17 protein-coding genes and 1 tRNA gene are annotated in these 18,012 nt (G+C 50.0%); 13 read left to right on the top strand and 5 right to left on the bottom strand.

The window, feature by feature from the left end; translation table 11 throughout:
* Window positions 1-83: 83 nt before the first annotated feature.
* Genes pth through WDN47_03085 form a run of 3 tightly spaced genes read right to left on the bottom strand, consistent with a single transcriptional unit; the run spans window position 84 to window position 3,504 of the window.
* Entirely contained in the window at window positions 84-623 is a 540-nt protein-coding gene (pth, locus tag WDN47_03095; GenBank protein MEJ0021547.1) for an aminoacyl-tRNA hydrolase, read from the bottom strand.
* Window positions 620-1,942, bottom strand: a complete 1,323-nt coding sequence (gene der / locus WDN47_03090) for a ribosome biogenesis GTPase Der (protein MEJ0021546.1) — start codon at window positions 1,940-1,942, stop codon at window positions 620-622. Before der ends, pth begins: the two co-directional genes overlap by 4 nt.
* Window positions 1,939-3,504 carry an LCP family protein gene (locus WDN47_03085; protein ID MEJ0021545.1) on the bottom strand — a complete coding sequence of 522 codons (1,566 nt, stop codon included), beginning with the start codon at window positions 3,502-3,504 and terminating at the stop codon, window positions 1,939-1,941. The genes der and WDN47_03085 overlap by 4 nt, the downstream gene beginning before the upstream one ends.
* Before the next feature lie 131 nt (window positions 3,505-3,635).
* Between WDN47_03085 and WDN47_03080 the strand changes: the two genes are divergently transcribed.
* From WDN47_03080 to WDN47_03030, 11 genes are all read left to right on the top strand, one after another.
* A tRNA-Val gene (locus tag WDN47_03080) sits at window positions 3,636-3,712 on the top strand.
* Window positions 3,713-3,818: 106 nt separating this feature from the next.
* Window positions 3,819-4,487: a signal peptidase I gene (lepB, locus tag WDN47_03075; protein ID MEJ0021544.1), complete on the top strand. Its 669-nt coding sequence runs from the start codon at window positions 3,819-3,821 to the stop codon at window positions 4,485-4,487.
* 77 nt (window positions 4,488-4,564) lie between these two features.
* Entirely contained in the window at window positions 4,565-5,842 is a 1,278-nt protein-coding gene (locus WDN47_03070) for a HisS family protein (GenBank protein ID MEJ0021543.1), read from the top strand.
* 182 nt (window positions 5,843-6,024) lie between these two features.
* Window positions 6,025-6,264 (top strand): 30S ribosomal protein S21, encoded by a 240-nt coding sequence (rpsU, locus tag WDN47_03065; protein ID MEJ0021542.1) that lies wholly within the window; start codon window positions 6,025-6,027, stop codon window positions 6,262-6,264.
* A 17-nt stretch (window positions 6,265-6,281) separates the two neighbouring features.
* Complete coding sequence (locus tag WDN47_03060) at window positions 6,282-6,719, top strand: GatB/YqeY domain-containing protein (protein MEJ0021541.1); 438 nt, start codon at window positions 6,282-6,284, stop codon at window positions 6,717-6,719.
* 60 nt (window positions 6,720-6,779) lie between these two features.
* Window positions 6,780-8,027: a cell division protein FtsA gene (ftsA, locus tag WDN47_03055; GenBank protein ID MEJ0021540.1), complete on the top strand. Its 1,248-nt coding sequence runs from the start codon at window positions 6,780-6,782 to the stop codon at window positions 8,025-8,027.
* A gap of 3 nt (window positions 8,028-8,030) precedes the next feature.
* The gene (gene ftsZ / locus WDN47_03050) at window positions 8,031-9,161 is read left to right on the top strand and encodes a cell division protein FtsZ (GenBank protein MEJ0021539.1); all 1,131 of its coding nucleotides are present in this window, start codon (window positions 8,031-8,033) and stop codon (window positions 9,159-9,161) included.
* Between the two features lie 89 nt (window positions 9,162-9,250).
* Complete coding sequence (locus tag WDN47_03045; GenBank protein MEJ0021538.1) at window positions 9,251-10,270, top strand: hypothetical protein; 1,020 nt, start codon at window positions 9,251-9,253, stop codon at window positions 10,268-10,270.
* Window positions 10,271-10,368: 98 nt separating this feature from the next.
* Complete coding sequence (locus WDN47_03040; GenBank protein ID MEJ0021537.1) at window positions 10,369-11,430, top strand: amidohydrolase family protein; 1,062 nt, start codon at window positions 10,369-10,371, stop codon at window positions 11,428-11,430.
* A 179-nt stretch (window positions 11,431-11,609) separates the two neighbouring features.
* Window positions 11,610-12,293, top strand: coding sequence for an orotidine-5'-phosphate decarboxylase (gene pyrF, locus WDN47_03035; protein MEJ0021536.1), 684 nt, complete (start codon window positions 11,610-11,612; stop codon window positions 12,291-12,293).
* Window positions 12,294-12,304: 11 nt separating this feature from the next.
* The gene (locus WDN47_03030) at window positions 12,305-13,012 is read left to right on the top strand and encodes a hypothetical protein (GenBank protein ID MEJ0021535.1); all 708 of its coding nucleotides are present in this window, start codon (window positions 12,305-12,307) and stop codon (window positions 13,010-13,012) included.
* A gap of 93 nt (window positions 13,013-13,105) precedes the next feature.
* On the opposite strand, the gene purB is transcribed toward WDN47_03030, so the two are convergent.
* Entirely contained in the window at window positions 13,106-14,620 is a 1,515-nt protein-coding gene (purB, locus tag WDN47_03025) for an adenylosuccinate lyase (GenBank protein MEJ0021534.1), read from the bottom strand.
* Between the two features lie 34 nt (window positions 14,621-14,654).
* Between purB and WDN47_03020 the strand changes: the two genes are divergently transcribed.
* Both WDN47_03020 and WDN47_03015 read left to right on the top strand, forming a co-directional pair.
* Complete coding sequence (locus tag WDN47_03020) at window positions 14,655-15,170, top strand: AIR carboxylase family protein (GenBank protein ID MEJ0021533.1); 516 nt, start codon at window positions 14,655-14,657, stop codon at window positions 15,168-15,170.
* Window positions 15,171-15,172: 2 nt separating this feature from the next.
* Window positions 15,173-16,186, top strand: coding sequence for a phosphoribosylaminoimidazolesuccinocarboxamide synthase (locus tag WDN47_03015; protein ID MEJ0021532.1), 1,014 nt, complete (start codon window positions 15,173-15,175; stop codon window positions 16,184-16,186).
* Between the two features lie 206 nt (window positions 16,187-16,392).
* On the opposite strand, the gene WDN47_03010 is transcribed toward WDN47_03015, so the two are convergent.
* The gene (locus WDN47_03010) at window positions 16,393-17,556 is read right to left on the bottom strand and encodes a hypothetical protein (GenBank protein ID MEJ0021531.1); all 1,164 of its coding nucleotides are present in this window, start codon (window positions 17,554-17,556) and stop codon (window positions 16,393-16,395) included.
* Window positions 17,557-18,012: the final 456 nt, after the last annotated feature.

Raw genomic sequence — 18,012 nt, 5'->3', positions numbered from 1 at the left:
AAGCGAAGAGATCCCGGCGGTTTGCCCGTTAAGTCCTAAGACTTGCAAGAGCAGGTCTTTTTTTTGTAAAAAAAACGGCTTCTTCAGCCGTTGTATTTTGATTGCGCAATATCGAGTCCTTCGGTTTGCAGAACATCGATCGCATCCTTGGTTTTTTCCAAAATTTCTTTTGCTATTTTTTCTTCCTGTGGTGTAAATTTTTGCAGGACAAACTCATCGCCGGGAATTTCTCCGCGTGCTTCGGGGTTATCAATGCCTAAGCGTATGCGGATGAAATCTTTCGTGCCGATCTCGTCTATGATTGATTGCACGCCGTGGTGCCCTGCCGAGGAATTGTTTTTTACTATTTTCATTGAACCTAAAGGCAGGTCCAATTCATCGTGGACGACAACGAGTTGTGCCGCAGGATAAAATTTCAGAATTTGAGTCACGGCTTTGCCGGACAAGTTCATATATAATTGCGGCTTGGCCAAAATTATGTCATCGGTTTTAATGATTTGGCTGTCATATTTGTTTTCCCAGGGTTCGCCGCCAGAAAGCAGATCCAAAACGCGGAAGCCGAAATTGTGCCGCGAATTTTCATATTGCTTGCCCGGATTGCCTAAGCCCACGATTAGAATCATTCTCGTCGAATATATTTAATTTCTATCGGCGTGCCTTCAAAACCGAATTTTAACCGGAATTGTTTTTCAAACCATTTTTTCCAAGCTTCCGCAATTGCCGCAGGAAAATTAACCGTCATTTTAAAAGTCGGGGGATTAACGCCGATCTGACTCAAATTATAAATTTTGGGGGAGCGCTGGTCTTCCATTTTGCCCGGCATTTTCTCGGCAAGCATTTTTTCCAAAAATTGGTCAAGCTCAGAAGGGTCGATCTCACGCTTGCTTGAATTAAACGCCTCTTGAGCGAATTTTAGCAAAAGATCCAGTCCTTGAGAAGTTTTCGCTGACGTAAACAGCACGGGCACAAACCACATTTGCGGCAGATAGTGCGGCAAAACATCAAGCAGTTTGTCCTGGGCTTTTTTATCCAGCTGGTCGATCTTGTTCAACAGAATAACGCAAGCCTTTCCTTGCTCAAGAATTTGAGAAGCGATGATCTGGTCCTGGACCATGATCTCGCTTGTGGCATCCACCACGAACAATGCCACATCAGTTTGATCGATGGTGCGGATGGATTGGAAAGCCGCGGCTGCTTCCACATCCTTATCCTGGTCCCACTTCTTTTTGATGCCAGCGGTGTCGAGCAGCAGAAATTTTTTTCCTTTTGATTCAAAAGGAATCTCAACTGTGGAGCGAGTGGTTCCGGCTTTATTATGCACCAACAGCCGTTCTTGTTTGATAAGCGCATTGATCAAGGATGATTTTCCGACATTCGGCCGGCCCACAAATGCAATCTTCAGCCTTTCTGTTTCTTCAGGCGCCTGATTACCGAATTCATTTTTAAGTTTTTTTACAACTTCATCCAGGATGTCGCCGATACCTGAACCGTTGACCGAGGAGATCATAAAGGGGCTGCCCAACCCCAGTTTTTGGTAAACTTCGGCTGCAGTCTGAGTTTTGGTATTGCGCACATCAATTTTATTCACACCCAAAACTATCGGCTTGTGGGTTTTAGACAATTGTGCGGCCACCCGCAGATCCTCGGTGGAGGGATTGGTCTTGCCGTCAGCCAAGAGAATAATCAGATCTGCTTCTTCCCGGGCAATTGCCGTTTGCTTCTGGATATTTATTTCCAGGTCTGAGTTCGGCCGTTTGATGATCCCCGCCGTATCAATCAAATAGAATGCCAATCTGTTCCAGTTTGCCAGACCGTAAGCGCGGTCGCGCGTGGTGCCGGCTTCGGGATAAGTCAGCGCGGTCCGCCTTTCCAAAACCTTGTTGAAAAAAGTTGATTTTCCGCTGTTCGGCAGGCCGATGATCGCCACTAAAGGGATTTTCATGACGAATCTTTCCCCACGATTATGACAAAGTCCGCGGTAGAAGCAGGATACGTTACGTCTGACGGGGTCAAAGTGTAATTTGAATTGAGATAATCAAGCGTCTTAGGCTTGCTGCCTTTAGTATTGTCGTAAAGGACTGTCTGATTGTAGGCAACCTTCCCTTTGAATATTGCATACTTAACATCAATTCCCGCTAAGGATAACTGTTTGAAGCGGGTCGGAGAGATCGGCTTGCCGGTGGAGGTTTGAATTTCCACGGTTGCTTTTTCTTTATTCAGTTTGGCCATAACAGGGGCATTAACAAGCCAATCATGGATATCGGTTAAGGTTTTTCCCTCGCAAGGCTGTACCACATACATCCTGACCACCTCAGGCTCAGTTACCGCAGGAGTCGTATCTGTTGGGATCACAGTCGGAACACTGCCAGCGGTGGGAACTGCAGCGGTCGTTTTAGCGGCAGAGGCCCCGGTAGCAGGCGGAGGAGTCGGAGTAGAAGTAGGGGCCGGAGCCGGGGCAGGTTCGGGAACTTTTTTTCCTGTTTGCGGGTCTACCAGGGCCGAACAGATCAAAACGCCGTCCGGATCAAGTGAAAAAGAATAAATATTATCGTTGTTTGTTTTCTGGGCCAGGTCGGTCAAATGTTTCAGTTCGTAAGGCTCCATGTTCGTTCGGAAATTATCCGTGAAATCGGACAGGAGGTTGTTGATCGTCGGCAAGTTTGTCAGCTTCAGCGACAGAATCTTGTTTTTTAACGCAACAAGGATTTTTTTTTGCCTCTCAGATCGCGCAAAATCAGAACCTTCATCGGCATTTTCCGAATGCCGGGACCGGGCAAAGATCAAAGCTCTCTGTCCGTTCATGTGCTGCGGGCCCTTGGTAAATGTTACGGGAGCTAAGTATCCTGTCGTATCATAAGGATAGTCATTGGGGAAGCTCGAGTCAGTGAAGGTGTTGTCTACGGTCACATCCACTCCGCCCACGTCATCGACTGCTTTGACAAAACCCCGAAAATCGATCACAGCGTAGTAAGGAATCTGTAAATTGGTGATTTTTTCAGCCGCATCAATAGCGGCATCCCCGGCTGTATTGGGGTTATCTTTGTAGGCATAGGCGTACGCCGCATTGACCTTGTTGTATCCGACTTTGGGCAGGTCCAGCGCAAAATCACGGGGGATGGAGATTAAAACGACCTCATTGGTTTTGGTATTGATCGAAGCCACGATCATGGTGTCAGTAAGGTAAGCGCCATCGTGTCCTGAGCCGCCGATTCCCATCAAAAGGATGTTGATCTGTCCTTCATCTTCCCCGATCAGTTTTTTATCAGGACTAAGGATCAGATTGCCGACTCGCGTAAAGATATTGCCCTTGCCGGTAAATATCTGATTGGTCTTTAACAATAATTTGCTTGAAGCAAAGCCGGCCAAAGCTAGAATAACCAAAATTAAAATGATCCATTTCCATTTCCGGGTTCGTCTATGCGGTTTCTGGACAATTGGGTCAAAATGATTATTATTTTGGACCTGCTGCTGCAATTGTGGTTTTATAAGGTCGAAGTTTTTCATAGAATCATATCAGATGCCCAGGTATTATACGCGAAAAAGGGTCTTTAATCCATCCATCGGCGGACAGTATTGATTTGTTCAGCGGTTATCTGTTAAGCTAATAAGTATCTGTAAATTAATTGTGATTTAAAGGGCGGATAGCTCAGCTGGTTAGAGCGCGCCGTTCACATCGGCGAGGTCACAGGTTCGAGTCCTGTTTCGCCCACCACTTCTACGCTCCTGAACGGAGCTCCGAAGTGCAACAACTGCACATTCGGGGGCGTAGAAGTGTAATGCGAAGAACTCGCGAAGCAGTTTACTAAACAATATTTTCTATGGATGCACCAGAAGATCAATCCGGCCACGAGGCCGGGACCCGCACTGAAACCTCGGGTAAACATAAAAATAGTTCTTTCGGCGGCTTTGTTTCGGGTTTGCTGTTGGTTTGGGATTTTTTGAAGATCATAATACTGGCAATTATAATTATCGTTCCGATCCGATATTTTATATTCCAGCCGTTCATCGTCTCCGGCTCATCCATGGAACCGAATTTTTCCAACGGACAATATCTGATCATTGACGAGCTGACGTATCATTTCAGTTCTCCTCAGCGCGGGCAAGTGATCGTGCTGCACTACCCGAAAGATCCCAAACAGTTTTTTATCAAGCGAATAATCGGCCTGCCCGGCGAGAAAGTGGAAATTGACAACGGCAAGGTTACGATTTTTAACGCGCAGCACCCGAATGGTGTTACATCCGATGAACCTTATCTGCCAAATCAGCAGTTAAGCTACGCGCATGACATGACGATCGTCGGCGGCAAAAAAATCCTGACTTTGGGAAGCGACGAATACTTTATGATGGGGGATAACCGCCTGGCTTCCGACGATTCGCGGGATTGGGGGCCGCTGAAACGGTCTCTCATGGTCGGAAGGGTGCTGATCAGGGTTCTGCCGCTGAATGAATGGGATTTTTATAATAAGCTGCCCAGTTATAGTTTTTAAGGAAAAAATTAAAAAGTAAAAAATAAAAAAAGTAATCTTTTGACTTTTTTATTTTTACTTTATAATAATCATCTTTTATGGGTCGTCCCCGCAAAATCACACCGACAGTCGAAAAAGCGCCGCCAAGGCTGGCCGGCTCCCAGGATCTTTTGCCAGAGCATCATTTATCATGGGATGTTTTTTTGGAGAAATTGGTCACCCTGGCGCATAATTTCGGTTATGTCAGGATCGATACCCCGATGTTCGAGGATGCGCATCTGTATGGATTCTGGACTTCGGACAAAGAACAGCTTTTAATTTTGCAGGACCCGAAAAGCAATGCGATCGCAGCCAAACCGTCCAATATTTTCAGTTTGGTCCGGGCTTATCTTGAATATCATTTCCCGGAAAGGGAACGGGTCAGCAAATGGTATTACTCATCGCCTGTGGCTTTTATTTCCGGCAATGAGATCAAACAGACCTCCGAATACGGTTTCCAGATATTCGGGCAAACCGCGCCCATCGCTGATGCGCAGATGATCAATCTGCTGCTAAAATTATTCGGCGAGATCGGCCTAAATAATCTGTCGCTGGAGGTGAACAACATCGGATGTATTGAATGCCAGCCGGCTTATCAGGAGCAGCTGCGCAACTATTTCAAGGACAGGAAATATGATCTGTGCGAAAATTGCCTGGACCATCTGGAGAATAACCAGCCGCTGCAGATCTTGGCTTGCACAAATTTATCCTGTTCCGCCGCCGCCGCTGACGCGCCGGCTTTGATCGATTACCTTTGTGAAAATTGCCGCAGGCATTTCATCGGCGTATTGGAAGGGTTGGATGAACTTGGGATTGTCTATAACCTAAACCCGAAGGTCATCGGCAAGACCTGGGCCCGCCGCACCGTGTTTGAAATACGGTTTCATGCGGAAAACAAAGATGTGACTTTGGGCTTGGGCGGACATGCCGACGACCTGATCCAAAGTTTGGGCGGCCTGCCCACCCAAGCCGTGGGTTTTTCCGGAACACTGGATAAGATCCTCTCCGCGTTTGAACTGGCCCAGGTAAAATTTGCCAGCAAGAACAAAGTGGATGTGTTTTTGGTGCCGCTGGGGGAACTTGCGGCAAAAAAGACATTAAGATTGTTCACGGAGCTTTGGAACCATGACATCATGGCTTCGGAATTCGTCGGCCCGGGCTCGATCAAGACCCAGCTGAAGCTGGCTGAATCAAATAAAGTGGCGATCGCTCTGATCATCGGGCAAAAAGAGGCGCGCGACGGCACAGTGATACTCCGCGACGTGCGTTCCGGCATGCAGGAACTGTTTACCTACGAGCGGATCATCGAGGAAGTCAAAAAAAGATTGGGAAAGTGACAAAACGGCCAAAAGACTTTGGTTCAAATGCCAAATGAAACACCGGTTGCACAAGAATCGTTGAATGATTGTTAGCTATTTGACCCTAAGATTGACCGAAAAGCGGTTTTTATGTTATATTTGGGCCAAGCCTTGGTATTTTTTTGTCCAGACCAGGCTATTTATAAAGCGAGGTGATATTTTTGGTAGAAGTTAAGAGAAAAGATAACGAATCATTTGAAAGTTTGCTTCGGCGATTCAACCGCAAGATCCAGCAAAGCGGTGTTTTGGTGCGTGCGCGCAAAATCCGTTTCTATGAACCGAATAGATCGCGTAATTTATTGCGCGAGGACGCGGCAAGGCGCGCGATCAACCGCGAAAAGCGCGAAGAACTGAAAAAGATGGGCAAACTTCCTCCGCCAACAAAGTTTCGGCGCAGATAAGCGAAAGAAAAGATGTCATGTTATTGCAACAAATTGATGATGACCTAAAAACCGCCCAGAAAGAAAAAAATGAAGTTCATACTTCTGCTTTGCGCAATCTGAAGGCGGCCATAAAAAATGCCGAGATAGAAAAAGGCAAATCTTTAGGCGAGGACGAGGTTTTGAGCGTCCTCGCCAAAAAAGTCAAACAGCACAGGGATTCGATTGAAAGTTTTAAGGCCGGCGGACGCACTGATCTGGTGGAGCACGAGGAAGCTCAGATGAGCGTGCTGCAAAAATATCTGCCCAAGCAAATGGATGAAACGGAATTGGCAGCTATCGTTAAAAGTGTCATTGAAAGCACAAATGCCGGAGTTGCCGATTTCGGCAAAGTTATGAAGGAAGTGATTTCAAAAGTCAAAGGCCAGGCAGACGGAAACGCGATTTCGAAAATTGTGAAAGAGCAATTGAAATGAAAATAAATCGACCTAATTAATCTAATTGATCCTATTTAGATCAATTAGAAATTCAAATAAATGGCAAAAGAAAGCATATTCGTCGGTCTTGACATCGGCTCGTCCGTTATTCGGGTGGTCGTAGGCAAGCAGGAATCAGAATTGGGTACGCCCAGCATTATTGGCGTGGGCGAGGCGGTATCGCAAGGCATCAGGCGCGGCGTGATCGTCGACATTGATGAAGCTGTGTCTTCCATTTCCGAAGCCCTGGAAAAAGCCGAGCGTATGACCGGACTCACCATTGACCATGCGGTCGTATCAGTCGGCGGGGCTCAAATATCATCCCAGGAAAGCCACGGCGTGATAGCAGTTGCGCGCGCGGACGGGGAGATCACGGAAAACGACGTAGTGCGGGTCGTGGATGCTTCGCAAGCCATTTCCATCCCGGCGAACCGGGAAATTTTGCATGTTATTCCGAAAAATTTTACAGTGGACGGCCAAATGGGCATCAAAGACCCGGTGGGCATGTCCGGCATCCGCCTCGAGGTGGACAGCCAGATCATCCAGGCCTCGGTCCCTTTCATAAAAAATCTGACCAAATGTATTCAGCAGGCGGGTTTGGAAATTGACGACTTGGTTTTGGCGCCTTTGGCCGCGGCCCAAGCGGTCCTGACGAAAAAACAAAAAGAATTGGGCGTGGCTTTGATCGATCTTGGCGGCGGGACTTCCGGACTGGTGGTTTTTGATGAGGGCGATCTGATCTCTTCCGTGATCTTGCCGGTCGGGTCAATGCATATCACCAATGATCTGGCTATTGGCCTGCGCACGTCAGTGGATACGGCGGAAAAAGTGAAGTTGCAATACAGTCAGGCGGAAATGCGCGAGGTAAAGAAAGACGTGGATGTGGATCTGTCCAAGATCGACCGCCAGGAAGAAGGCAAGGTCTCAATTAAACACATTGCCGAGATCACCGAAGCGCGGCTGGAAGAAACTTTCGATCTGATCAACAAGGAATTGAAAAAGATCAACCGGGACGGACAACTGCCCGCTGGAATTGTCTTGACAGGCGGTGGCGCCAAACTTCCAGGTGTAGTAGAATTAGCCAAAAAGCAGCTGCGCTTGCCCGTCATAATAGGCAGTCCGGGATCTGTGACAACGGTCATTGACCGGGTGGATGATCCGTCGTTTGCCACTGCGGTGGGACTGGTGCTTTGGGCCAATGAATTTTTGCTCGGCTCAACGCGGACGGTCAATAAGTTTACGCGCAAAGTTATGGAAAATGATACCGTCAAAAATTTGCGGAAATGGTTTAAAAGTTTTTTACCTTAATTTATGAAGCCAAGATCATTTGAGGTCAAACCTAAAATTCAGACATTTGCGCGTATTAAAGTTATCGGCGTTGGCGGTTCCGGCCATAATGCTATTCACCGAATGATGGAAACCGGGATCAAAGGCGTGGAATTCGTGGCAATCAACACCGATGCGCAAGCCCTGCATAATTCGCAGGCTGACCACAAAATTCATATCGGCAAAACAATTACCCGAGGCCTTGGCGCCGGAGCTAATCCCGACATCGGGAGAGCCGCTGCCGAAGAAAGCAAGGATCAGATCTTGGATGTTATCCATAATGCCGATATGGTATTTATTACTTGCGGTCTGGGAGGCGGCACAGGAACCGGAGCTGCTCCGGTCGTCGCGGAATTAGCGAAAAAAACCGGCGTTCTGACAGTGGGAGTGGTGACCAAACCGTTTGCGTTTGAAGGGGCCAAGCGCAAAGAAACTGCAGAAAAAGGCCTGGAGATATTAAAACAGCATGTCGATACGATCATTATCATTCCCAACGACCGCATTTTACAGATTATTGATAAAAAAACTTCATTGTTGGACGCCTTTCGCACCGTTGACGATGTCTTGCGCCAGGGAGTTGCCGGCATTTCCGATCTGATCACCACGCCCGGCATGATCAACGTGGATTTTGCGGATGTAAAAGCAGTTATGCAAAACGCGGGATCCGCTTTAATGGGCATAGGCCGAGGCACCGGCGAGAACCGGGCCATGGACGCGGCACGCGCGGCCATTGATTCGCCGCTGCTGGAACTTTCGATCGACGGTGCGCGCGGAGTTTTGTTCAACGTTACGGGCGGCAAAGACCTGGGCATGTACGAGGTTGAGGAAGCGGCTAAATTTATTACCAAATCCGTTGATGCCAATGCTAAAATTATTTTTGGCGCAGTGATCGACGAGGAAATGGATGAGGAAGTCAAGATCACGGTCGTGGCTACCGGATTTGACGATAGCCTGCGAAGAGCTGAACCGCTGATCCGCCGGGAGGAACCGGTGAAGAGTGAAATGAAAAAACCGATGTTCGCACCGAAAGTGATGGAAGAGGAACCGGAACGTGAAATGGCGGAAGATCAGGATGAACTTGAGATCCCGGCATTCATAAGAAAAAAAATAAAATAGGTTGTCAAACAGGCCGCGCTTTGCGCGGCCTGTTTTGTGTTATAATGTTTTGAAGTATTTGGTTCTTCTCTTTTCTCAAGGAGTGGCAAATGATCATCCGCGGGGTTCGTTTCAACTACGCATTCGACCAGAGCGGAGTCCGCAATTTTGACGGTAAAGGCTACCCTTTCCATCAGTATTTGCATTGGGTTCCGGGCTTCGATTTTACCGGCAGCAGTTTTACTGCCAAAACCACGACCTGGGAATCGCGTCTGGGGAAATCTTACGGTGAACCCGGGAACATGGAGATGCTTCGTGATGGAATGACGCCTGCTGAATTCAAGCCGCGATGCATCTACGTCACCCCATACAGTTGGATCCGCGGAGCGGCCCTGAATGCGGTGGGACTTGCTGGCCCTGGCATCAATGCGCTGCTTGCAATGCAGGTCTGGCAGGACCGAGCAGAGCCGTTTCAGATCTCGCTGATGGCTCTGGCAAAGTCGCGCTCGGAACGGCTTCATGAATTGTCGAACATGGTCAGCCAGATCAAACAATTTTTGCCTTTCAGGAGCGAATTCGGCGTCCAGCTGAACATCAGCTGCCCGAACGTCGAACACGAAGAAGAAGTGGGGTCTCTGGTCTCAGAGACTAGAGAGAGTCTGGCGATCCTTCGTCGTCTGGGCGACAAGGTACCATTGCTTATTAAGATAGATGCCTTATTTCCTGTCTGGGCTGCACTGGCAATGTGTCAGGATGAAAATTGCGATGGCTTCTGCAATTCCAACGCGATCAACTGGATACACATTCCGGCGGAGGTCAGGCGCAAACTTTTTGGCACAACAGAATCGCCATTGGCAGATTTGGGCGGCGGCGGTTTGTCCGGAGCCAGTTGGCTGTTCGATAAGGTTGAAGCTTGGATCCGGCAGGCTCGCGCGGCAGGGATCACAAAACCGATCATCGGCGGCGGCGGAATTCTCAATGTCAGGCAGGTCGACCGGCTGGCTTGGGCAGGAGCCTCGGCGATCGCCGTCGGGTCCGTTGCTTTCATGCGGCCGTGGCGGGTGAAAAAGATCATCGCCCACGCCAATGAACTCGGGAGGGACGGGGAATTTTACGGTAAGTGTTCATAAACGCTTGCCGTTTTTTTATCCCCACACCAAAATTTGGTGTGGGGATCTATTTGCCTGAAAAAGAGAGAGGTTGCTATACTTTTAAATCAAGCGAGAGCTTGATCCAATTCCATGTTTCAAACGGAGGATCTGTGACGAACGAGATCACCATACCCGCACCGGACGACTGGCACGCGCACTATCGCGACGAGCCGATGCTTTCTGACGTAGCGCCTTTCAGCGCCACGCAATTCAAACGGGTAGTGGCAATGGGAAATGTCCCGGCCATAACGACCGTTGAGAAAGCGATCGCGTACAACCTCAGAACCAACGCGGTGACAAAGCCGTATGGTTCCCACACTCTTGTTTCGCCGAAGATCACGGATCTGACCACGCCGGATCTGGCTCAGGCTTTTTGGGAAGCAGGGTTTCCTCGCCTGAAGTTCTATCCTGAAGGTGCGACAACCGCATCCTCAGACGGCATTTCAAACATCGCTGTGCTATTTCCGACGTTCGAGGTCATGCAGGACCGGAATATGGTTCTGCAGATCCACGGCGAATGCCCGGCGACGTGGGAATGGGTTGACGTATCAAGGCGAGAGATGATGTTCCTTCCTTTGGTGCAACTGGTTGCCGATAACTTTCCGAAACTTCGCATCGTGCTTGAGCATATCAGTACATCGGCCGCAGTTGCGTTCATCGAAGACGCTGCTGAAACTGTCGGCGCGACCGTGACGATTCATCACCTGCTCGATACCATGAATGATGTTCGCGGAGGCTTGGGTGATCCGCACCGGATGTGCAAACCAGAGATCAAGGGACGGGCAGACCGCGATGCTCTGCGTATGCTGGTGTTCTATAAAAAGCTGCGCCGAGTATTTTTTGGCAGCGATTCGGCGCCGCACCGGCTCGGGTCCAAACACTCGGACCAGATCTGTTCGGGAGTGTTCTCGGCTCCGGTGCTCATGCCAAAGCTCCTTGATCTGTTCCAGCGGTATTCGGATGGGGAATCGCTTATTGACTTCACTTGGGCTTTTGGAGCGGATTTTTATGGACTGCCAAGGAACAAAGAAAAATTAGTCTTGGCCAGAGATCCTTGGGTTGTACCCGATATGCTTGGAGAAGTTCGTCCCTACATGGCAGGCCAAACCATTGAGTGGCGAGTCGGCGGATTCGTTTGACCACAACAGAACAGTTGGCGGCGGTGCGTGCTTTTTTTCAAAAGCACCCGCCGTTTTTTTATCCCCACACCAAATTTTGGTGTGGGGATTTATTTGGCAGCAATTCGGACATTTGCTATCCTGAAAATCAAGCAAGGTGCTTGGACGTACAAAACAACAACTGAAGGAGGGGATGTGCAATGAAGGGATTTTATTTGGCCGCGGACGTGTCGATGCGCAAAGCCGCCAGTCTGTTGAATCGCGTGGGCGGCCAGTTTGCGGGCGTGAAAGTCCATATGCTGACAGACCCTGCGGCCAAAGAACGGATCCAGTCGCTCAAGGGTCACGGAGCGAAACTCATCTGGACAGATATCAAAGCGCACGACACGCCTGATACAGTGGCCAAACGTGTTGAGGCGCTTGTGGACGCAGGCGCGGACATTATTACGGTGCACGCCTCCGGTGGCATAAAGATGATGAGGAAGGCGGTTGAAGCAGGCGCCGGTGTCTATGCTGTGGTCTTTCTGACGTCGTTGACCGACGACGAGTTTGCCCGGTACTACCAGCCGAATGCCGTCGAGAATATGATCAAAGACGCGATGGACGCGGGTGTCGAAGGATTTATCTGTCCTCCGACCAAGGTCGCATGGATGCGCGATCATTTGACGCGGTTTCATGGACGGGTTGACATTGTTTCGCCCGGCACCAGGTTCGTGGGTGCCGATGCTGATGATCAACAGCAGTTGGAGACTCCCGGCGTCACGATAGCCAATGGCGCGGACTTTCTGGTCATCGGCCGAATGGTGACTGATGCGAAGAACCCCGAGAAAGCTATGGCGCGGCTGCGGGACGAGATCGCTAAGGTCCAAGTTGCCGAGACCTAAGGAGGCGTGTGATGCAGGTACCTTCGGGGATGGTTTTCACAGCAGAAGACCTCACGCTGATGCGGGAGATGGCGATTGTCCGTTTCGTCGCATACAGCGAAACACCGTTCAAGCTCAAATCGGGAATCATGTCCAACGTCTACGTCTTCGGGCGCGAAGATCTGACCGATCATCCGGAACTTGAATGGCTGATCGGCCGTAAGATCGCCCAGGTCGTTTACGGCAGCGATATATACGAGTCGGAACAGCAATGCCTGATCGGTATTCCGACGGCAGGCAACGCATTGGCGCAGGCCGCAGCCATGGCCAGCGTCGAAGAGCGCAAAAAGTACGGTCCAAAGATGCCGCCGATCGCTCATCGCATCATGCGCGAAGCACTCAAACAGCACGGTGCGCATCAGGGCTGGGTCAACGGGCGGCCGGATCCGCGGCAGCGTTACTGGATGGTGGACAACGTAGCCACCGACGGCAAGTCGAAGCTCGAAGCTGCGGAGAAACTGGAAGCGGACGGCTATCCGGCGAAACAGATGCCATGCCTGATCTGGGCTGATCGCCAGCAGGGTGCGGTGCCGCGGCTGGAGGCAGCAGGCTTCGAGCACATCATCGTGATCTACAACTTGCTTGACATTGCTTTCGCGCTCGGCGAGCTCGGAATCTGGCCGAAGGAAATGGTCAAAGCGGTTGAGGATGAGATCAAAGCGCATCAGTTCTCGGTCTGAGCAGAGGAGGAGTTCAAGGTTCTATGACGGGTACGCATTAGCGTCCCGTTTTTTATTTGGCAAAAATAAAAAGGAAAGCGAGTGCTTTCCTTGTCAGGCAGGTTTGGTTTCTGCCAGCAGCCGCGACAGGCCCAGATATCTGAGTGGATCCACGGCCAGCAGTTCCGCCCGGACCTCGTCGTTCACATCCAGTTCGTATGTGAACCGCTGAAGGTCTTCAAGCGTTACTTTAACTCCACGCGTTAGTTTTTTGAGAGCTTCGTACGGATCGGGGTAGCCATGCCTGCGTAATATCGTCTGGTATGCTTCGGCAACGACCTCCGGATGCCGCGAGAGGACTTGCTTCATTCTCAGAACATCCGGCCGCATCCGACCCAGGCCCGTCAAAACCATACGATACGCTACAAGAGTGTGTCCGAACGCTACGCCGAATGTGCGGATGATGGTTGAGTCCGACAAGTGCCGTTGCCTGCGCGAAATGGGCAGTGTGCGGGCATATCCTTCGAACATGCTGTTGGCGACCTGCGCGTTGCCCTCAGCATTTTCCAGCTGGATGGGGTTGATCTTGTTCGGCATGGTGGACGAGCCCGCAGCTCCTTCTTCCGGCAGCAGCACTATCCATTTGTCACTGACGTACTGCCACATGTCCTGGCAGAAGTCAATGAGGATGGTGTTAATGCGTGCCAACAGATGAGAGAGCTCGGCGTAGTTGTCGTGCGGTTCTATCTGCGTGGTGTGGAGATTGACGTCGAACCGGCAGCTGTATTCGTGGCCGATGTGTTCGATGAACTTGCGGGAGAAATCCACCCAGTCAACATTCGGCAAAGCGATGAAATGCGCATTGTAGTTGCCGGAGGCGCCATTGAGCTTGACCAGGAGACGAAACGTGCGAAGCTGTTCGATCTGCCGGTGCAGCCGCTCTGCGAATATGCGCATCTCTTTGCCGAACGTCGTTGGTGTCGCCGGCTGGCCGTGAGTGCGCGCCATCATGGCATCTGCAGCGTGCAGCTGGGCCCAGGAATCCAGGAACCCGAGCACATCTTCGAGTTTCGGCAGAAGTGTGCGGATTCCGCCGGTGAGCATCATTGCGTAGGAGAGATTGTTGATATCCTCGGATGTCAGCGCGAAGTGCAGCCACTCCAGCAGATCATTAAGACTGTTCTGCGCCAGCACATGCCGCATCCACAGCTCCACGGCTTTGACATCGTGGTCGGTCTTTTTGATGCTGTTCCATCCCTTGGTCTCGATCTGCTTGATGATCTCGCAGTCCGCCAAACTAAGATTTGTCGGAAGCGACATGATAGCAGCATGTTCATGAGGCGCCAGCTTGCGCATTGGAACGCCGTCGCATCCTGCGAGCGCAATGAAGTATTCAGCCTCCAGCAGCACGCGCTTTTTGATAAGCGCCTGTTCGCTGAAATGCTCGGCCAAAGGTTCGGTATGCCGCCGGTAGCGCCCGTCGATCGGTCCGATTGCTTCCAAAGCATGCATTGTCGTATCCTCCGGAAAATTGGCAAAGGTTATCCAGAGTTTAACAGCAAATCTAAATCTAAGGCAAGAAGAAAATATTTGCCCAAAAAGCCGAAAGGTTATATGATTTAAAATCAAGTTCTCTTCATTTGGTTGTGAGAGGAGGGATTTTATGGATCCGCAGGTTTACGTGATCGTCGGCAGCGAGAGTGATCTGAAATCTGTGGCGAATTCCAAGCTGGAAGAGATCTTCAGAAAGCTTGGGATCGTGTTCGAGGTCAATGTGATCTCGGCTCACCGCAACCCTTTGGAGTTGAGTGCTCTTTGCGACCATCTGGACGGGCCTTCAAAAGTTTTCATCGCTGCGGCCGGATGGGCAGCAGCATTGGCCGGCGCAATCTCTGCAAACACTCAAGGCTGGTTGCCTGTGATCGGCGTGCCTCTGCCAGGCGGTCCTTACGGCCCGCAAGATTCGCTGTATGCCATGGCGAGCATGCCACCGGGGCGACCAGTTATGGTTGTGCCCAATCTGGACAATGCCGCATTGGCAGCCGCGCAGATCCTGTCGTTTGCATCCGAAGAAGGCCGGGAAGTTCGGCAAAAATTGTGTGAGTATCTTGCCGAAACGACCAAGCCAACAAAGAGAAACGTTAATTTGGACAACTTCCGCACGAAGGAGAAAAAGTAGCCATGCCCTACATCCCGCCATCAGTCGCCGAGTCCCCGATATCGGAAGAGTTGGCGCACCGCAGTCTCAAGCGAATTCATCAGGGCAAGGTCCGCGACACGTATGAGCTTCCGGGATACACGGATCTTCTGCTGGTCGTTGCGACAGACCGGGTGAGCATTTTTGATTTCGTCTTGGGCTCTTTGGTCTCGCTCAAAGGTGAAGTGCTCACGGCACTCACCGTGCACTTCCTGACCAAGCTGCTGATCAAGAACGATCATCACCTGGTCGCTTCCGGCGCCGGCATAGATTCTTATCTGCCGCTGGGCTTGCGGAAATATCCCGAACTGCAGAGACGGGCGCTCGTGGTCAAGCGCCGTCAGATGATGCCGGTCGAATGCGTTGTTCGCGGAGTTCTGACCGGGTCTGCGTGGGAAAAGTATGCGGCCGGTGAACGCTTGCTTTGGGGTTATCAGTTGCCCGATGGCTTGCACGACGGCGCCTGGCTCGACGAGCCGATGTTCACGCCCACTGACAAGGCCCAATCAGGCCACGATGAACCAGTGACCCGCGAATACGTAGCCCGGGTATACGGGTCCGGCGTTGAGGCGTTTTCAATAAATCTTTTCAATGTCATCCGTAACGACGCGCGGAAGAAAGGCGTCATCTTCGCGGACACGAAATTCGAGTTTGATACAACCCGGATGATCTGCGATGAAGTGGCAACGCCCGACTCTTCCCGCTATTGGGATGTGGACGAGTACAATGAGGCCCAGAAACAAGGAAAGGCGCCAAGCGGCTATGACAAGCAGCCGGTGCGCGAATGGGGCAAGAAGGCATCGCCGGTGGATGGAGCGGTCGTCAATATCAGCAAAATAGACGCGAAGTCTGTGGAGAACGCGGTTTTGGTCGGCGATATTCCAGTTCCGAAAGAAGTGCTCGAGGCTTGCACGACCCGCTACCTTGCATTGACGATACGGCTCACAGGCAAGGATCTGCCGGAGTTTCAGAAAAACGAGATGAGCATCGGGGTGTAAGCATGCAAGGAGGCGGAAATGAAGGACGGTCTACCGGCGGAACTGTCGGAACCATCGGCAGCGCCTCAGACCCTGCCTGAGACGATAATTTGAATAGCGGCCGGACTCCTGAAGTTCGGCCTTTTTTATTGCCAAGAGAGCGAACTGATCAGAAATTAATTTCTGATCCAATGTGAGCGAGCGACGGCAATATAGCCGATAAGGCTCTATTTTGTTTCTAAAAGTAAATCCCAGACGTATTTAGCGGCATTGATGGATTTTCCTATCAGCGGGTCGTGGTGGAGCTGGATGAACGGCGCGCCGTTGCATTCAATGATTCCGGATTTTTGTTCTTTATATGATTTGGTGATGTCGGGAACGATAAAATCAAAGCCCAAAATGGAAATATCTAAAATTTTGGCGGCTTCCACCAGCATTTGTTTGGTTTCAGGATGTGTTTCGTCGGTGCAATCATAAGATGTGCCGCCGTAATTTACCCCGATTTTTTCTGACAGATCCACTGTTTGCTCTCGGGCCAATATCAGATCCATCGCAAGGCCGCTCCGCTGCATAAAATATTCATTGACCTTGATCTGTTTGACTTTGGCGGGACGTTCGGCATCCTTGATTTTTATCAGTTGCGCGATAGTGTGGACGCCGTCACCGGTCACGCGCGGGGGCGAGCCGCCCAAAACCCCGATTAATTTATCGCCGATAATAGTGCCTCTTTGCACATCGCCGAACAAATGCTCTTCCACGATCACCCAGTGGCAAAGTTGTTTGGCGATTTTGAAAGCTTTTATAAAATCCTCCTTTGCATAAATATTGGTGGTGGTATGTCTGCCGCGGGAGCCGGCGCGTGGTTTGACGATCACCGGTTTGTCCATTGTTTGAAATGCTTTAAGCGCATCCGTAAGATCGGTAAATGATCCGCCGGCAGCGACGGGGATTCGGTGTTCGAGCAGCTTTTGTTTCAGCAGATGCTTGTCATCAACCCAGGCCAGGTTCGAAGCCATAGCTGATTCTTCGCGCGGCAGGTTCATAAAATACAGTTCCCGGCCATTGATTTTCGCCCTGTACAGATCAATAGACCGGTTGAAAGGCTTGATCTCTTCAAATTCAATGTTGCGGTCGATAGCTTCTTGCCATAAAACTTTGGCCCGCTCATACGGCACTTGATTGATATCGCGATTCAGCTTTATCAAACCGAAAGGCTTGAGAGCGTAGAATAATCCGAAGGCAGCTCCGGTTCCTAGCATATCCGTGAATTGTCCAAACCAACCCTGCATAACAGCTTGGCGCAGGGGATGAAACATAATATCAATTGACCCGTAAAATTTATGGGCCTGGTGGTGGACCGGGTTATTGCCACAGTAAACGCAGTTGCTCATAAGGTTATTATATATCACATGAAAAACAAAACGCCCTTTCGGGCGTTATGTACACAACATTTAGTGTCCGCGCATCATAATTTTTGCAAAATTAATGATATTTATATTTTAGAGTTCGTGGATTTTTTTGTCAATTGACATCCTAAAGTATTGTAGCCAAATAATGTTGATAAGTTTCTCTATATCTAGTAAACGGGAATAAAATCTGGCAAAAATTGAGGTTTTGACAGGTTCTACATATGGGGCTATATTAACTATGGTCAATACCATATATTGTGTTTGAAACTGGTTTACGGCGAACCAGACACCCAAAACAACACAAAAAGAGCACTTTGTTTCAATTAAGATTCATTTGAGAGGCCCATTTTTGGGATATAACCTCTTATTTAATTTGTGCTAAGATTTCAAGATTATCGCAAAAAATTGGTGCGCAGACGAAGTCGAGCACGATTTTTT

It is taken from the genome of Candidatus Doudnabacteria bacterium (assembly GCA_037200925.1).
Taxonomy (GTDB): domain Bacteria; phylum Patescibacteriota; class Doudnabacteria; order UBA920; family O2-02-FULL-48-8; genus JBDTSL01.
Note: the sequence above shows the minus strand (reverse complement) of the source record. Positions and strands in the feature narration are given on the sequence as shown.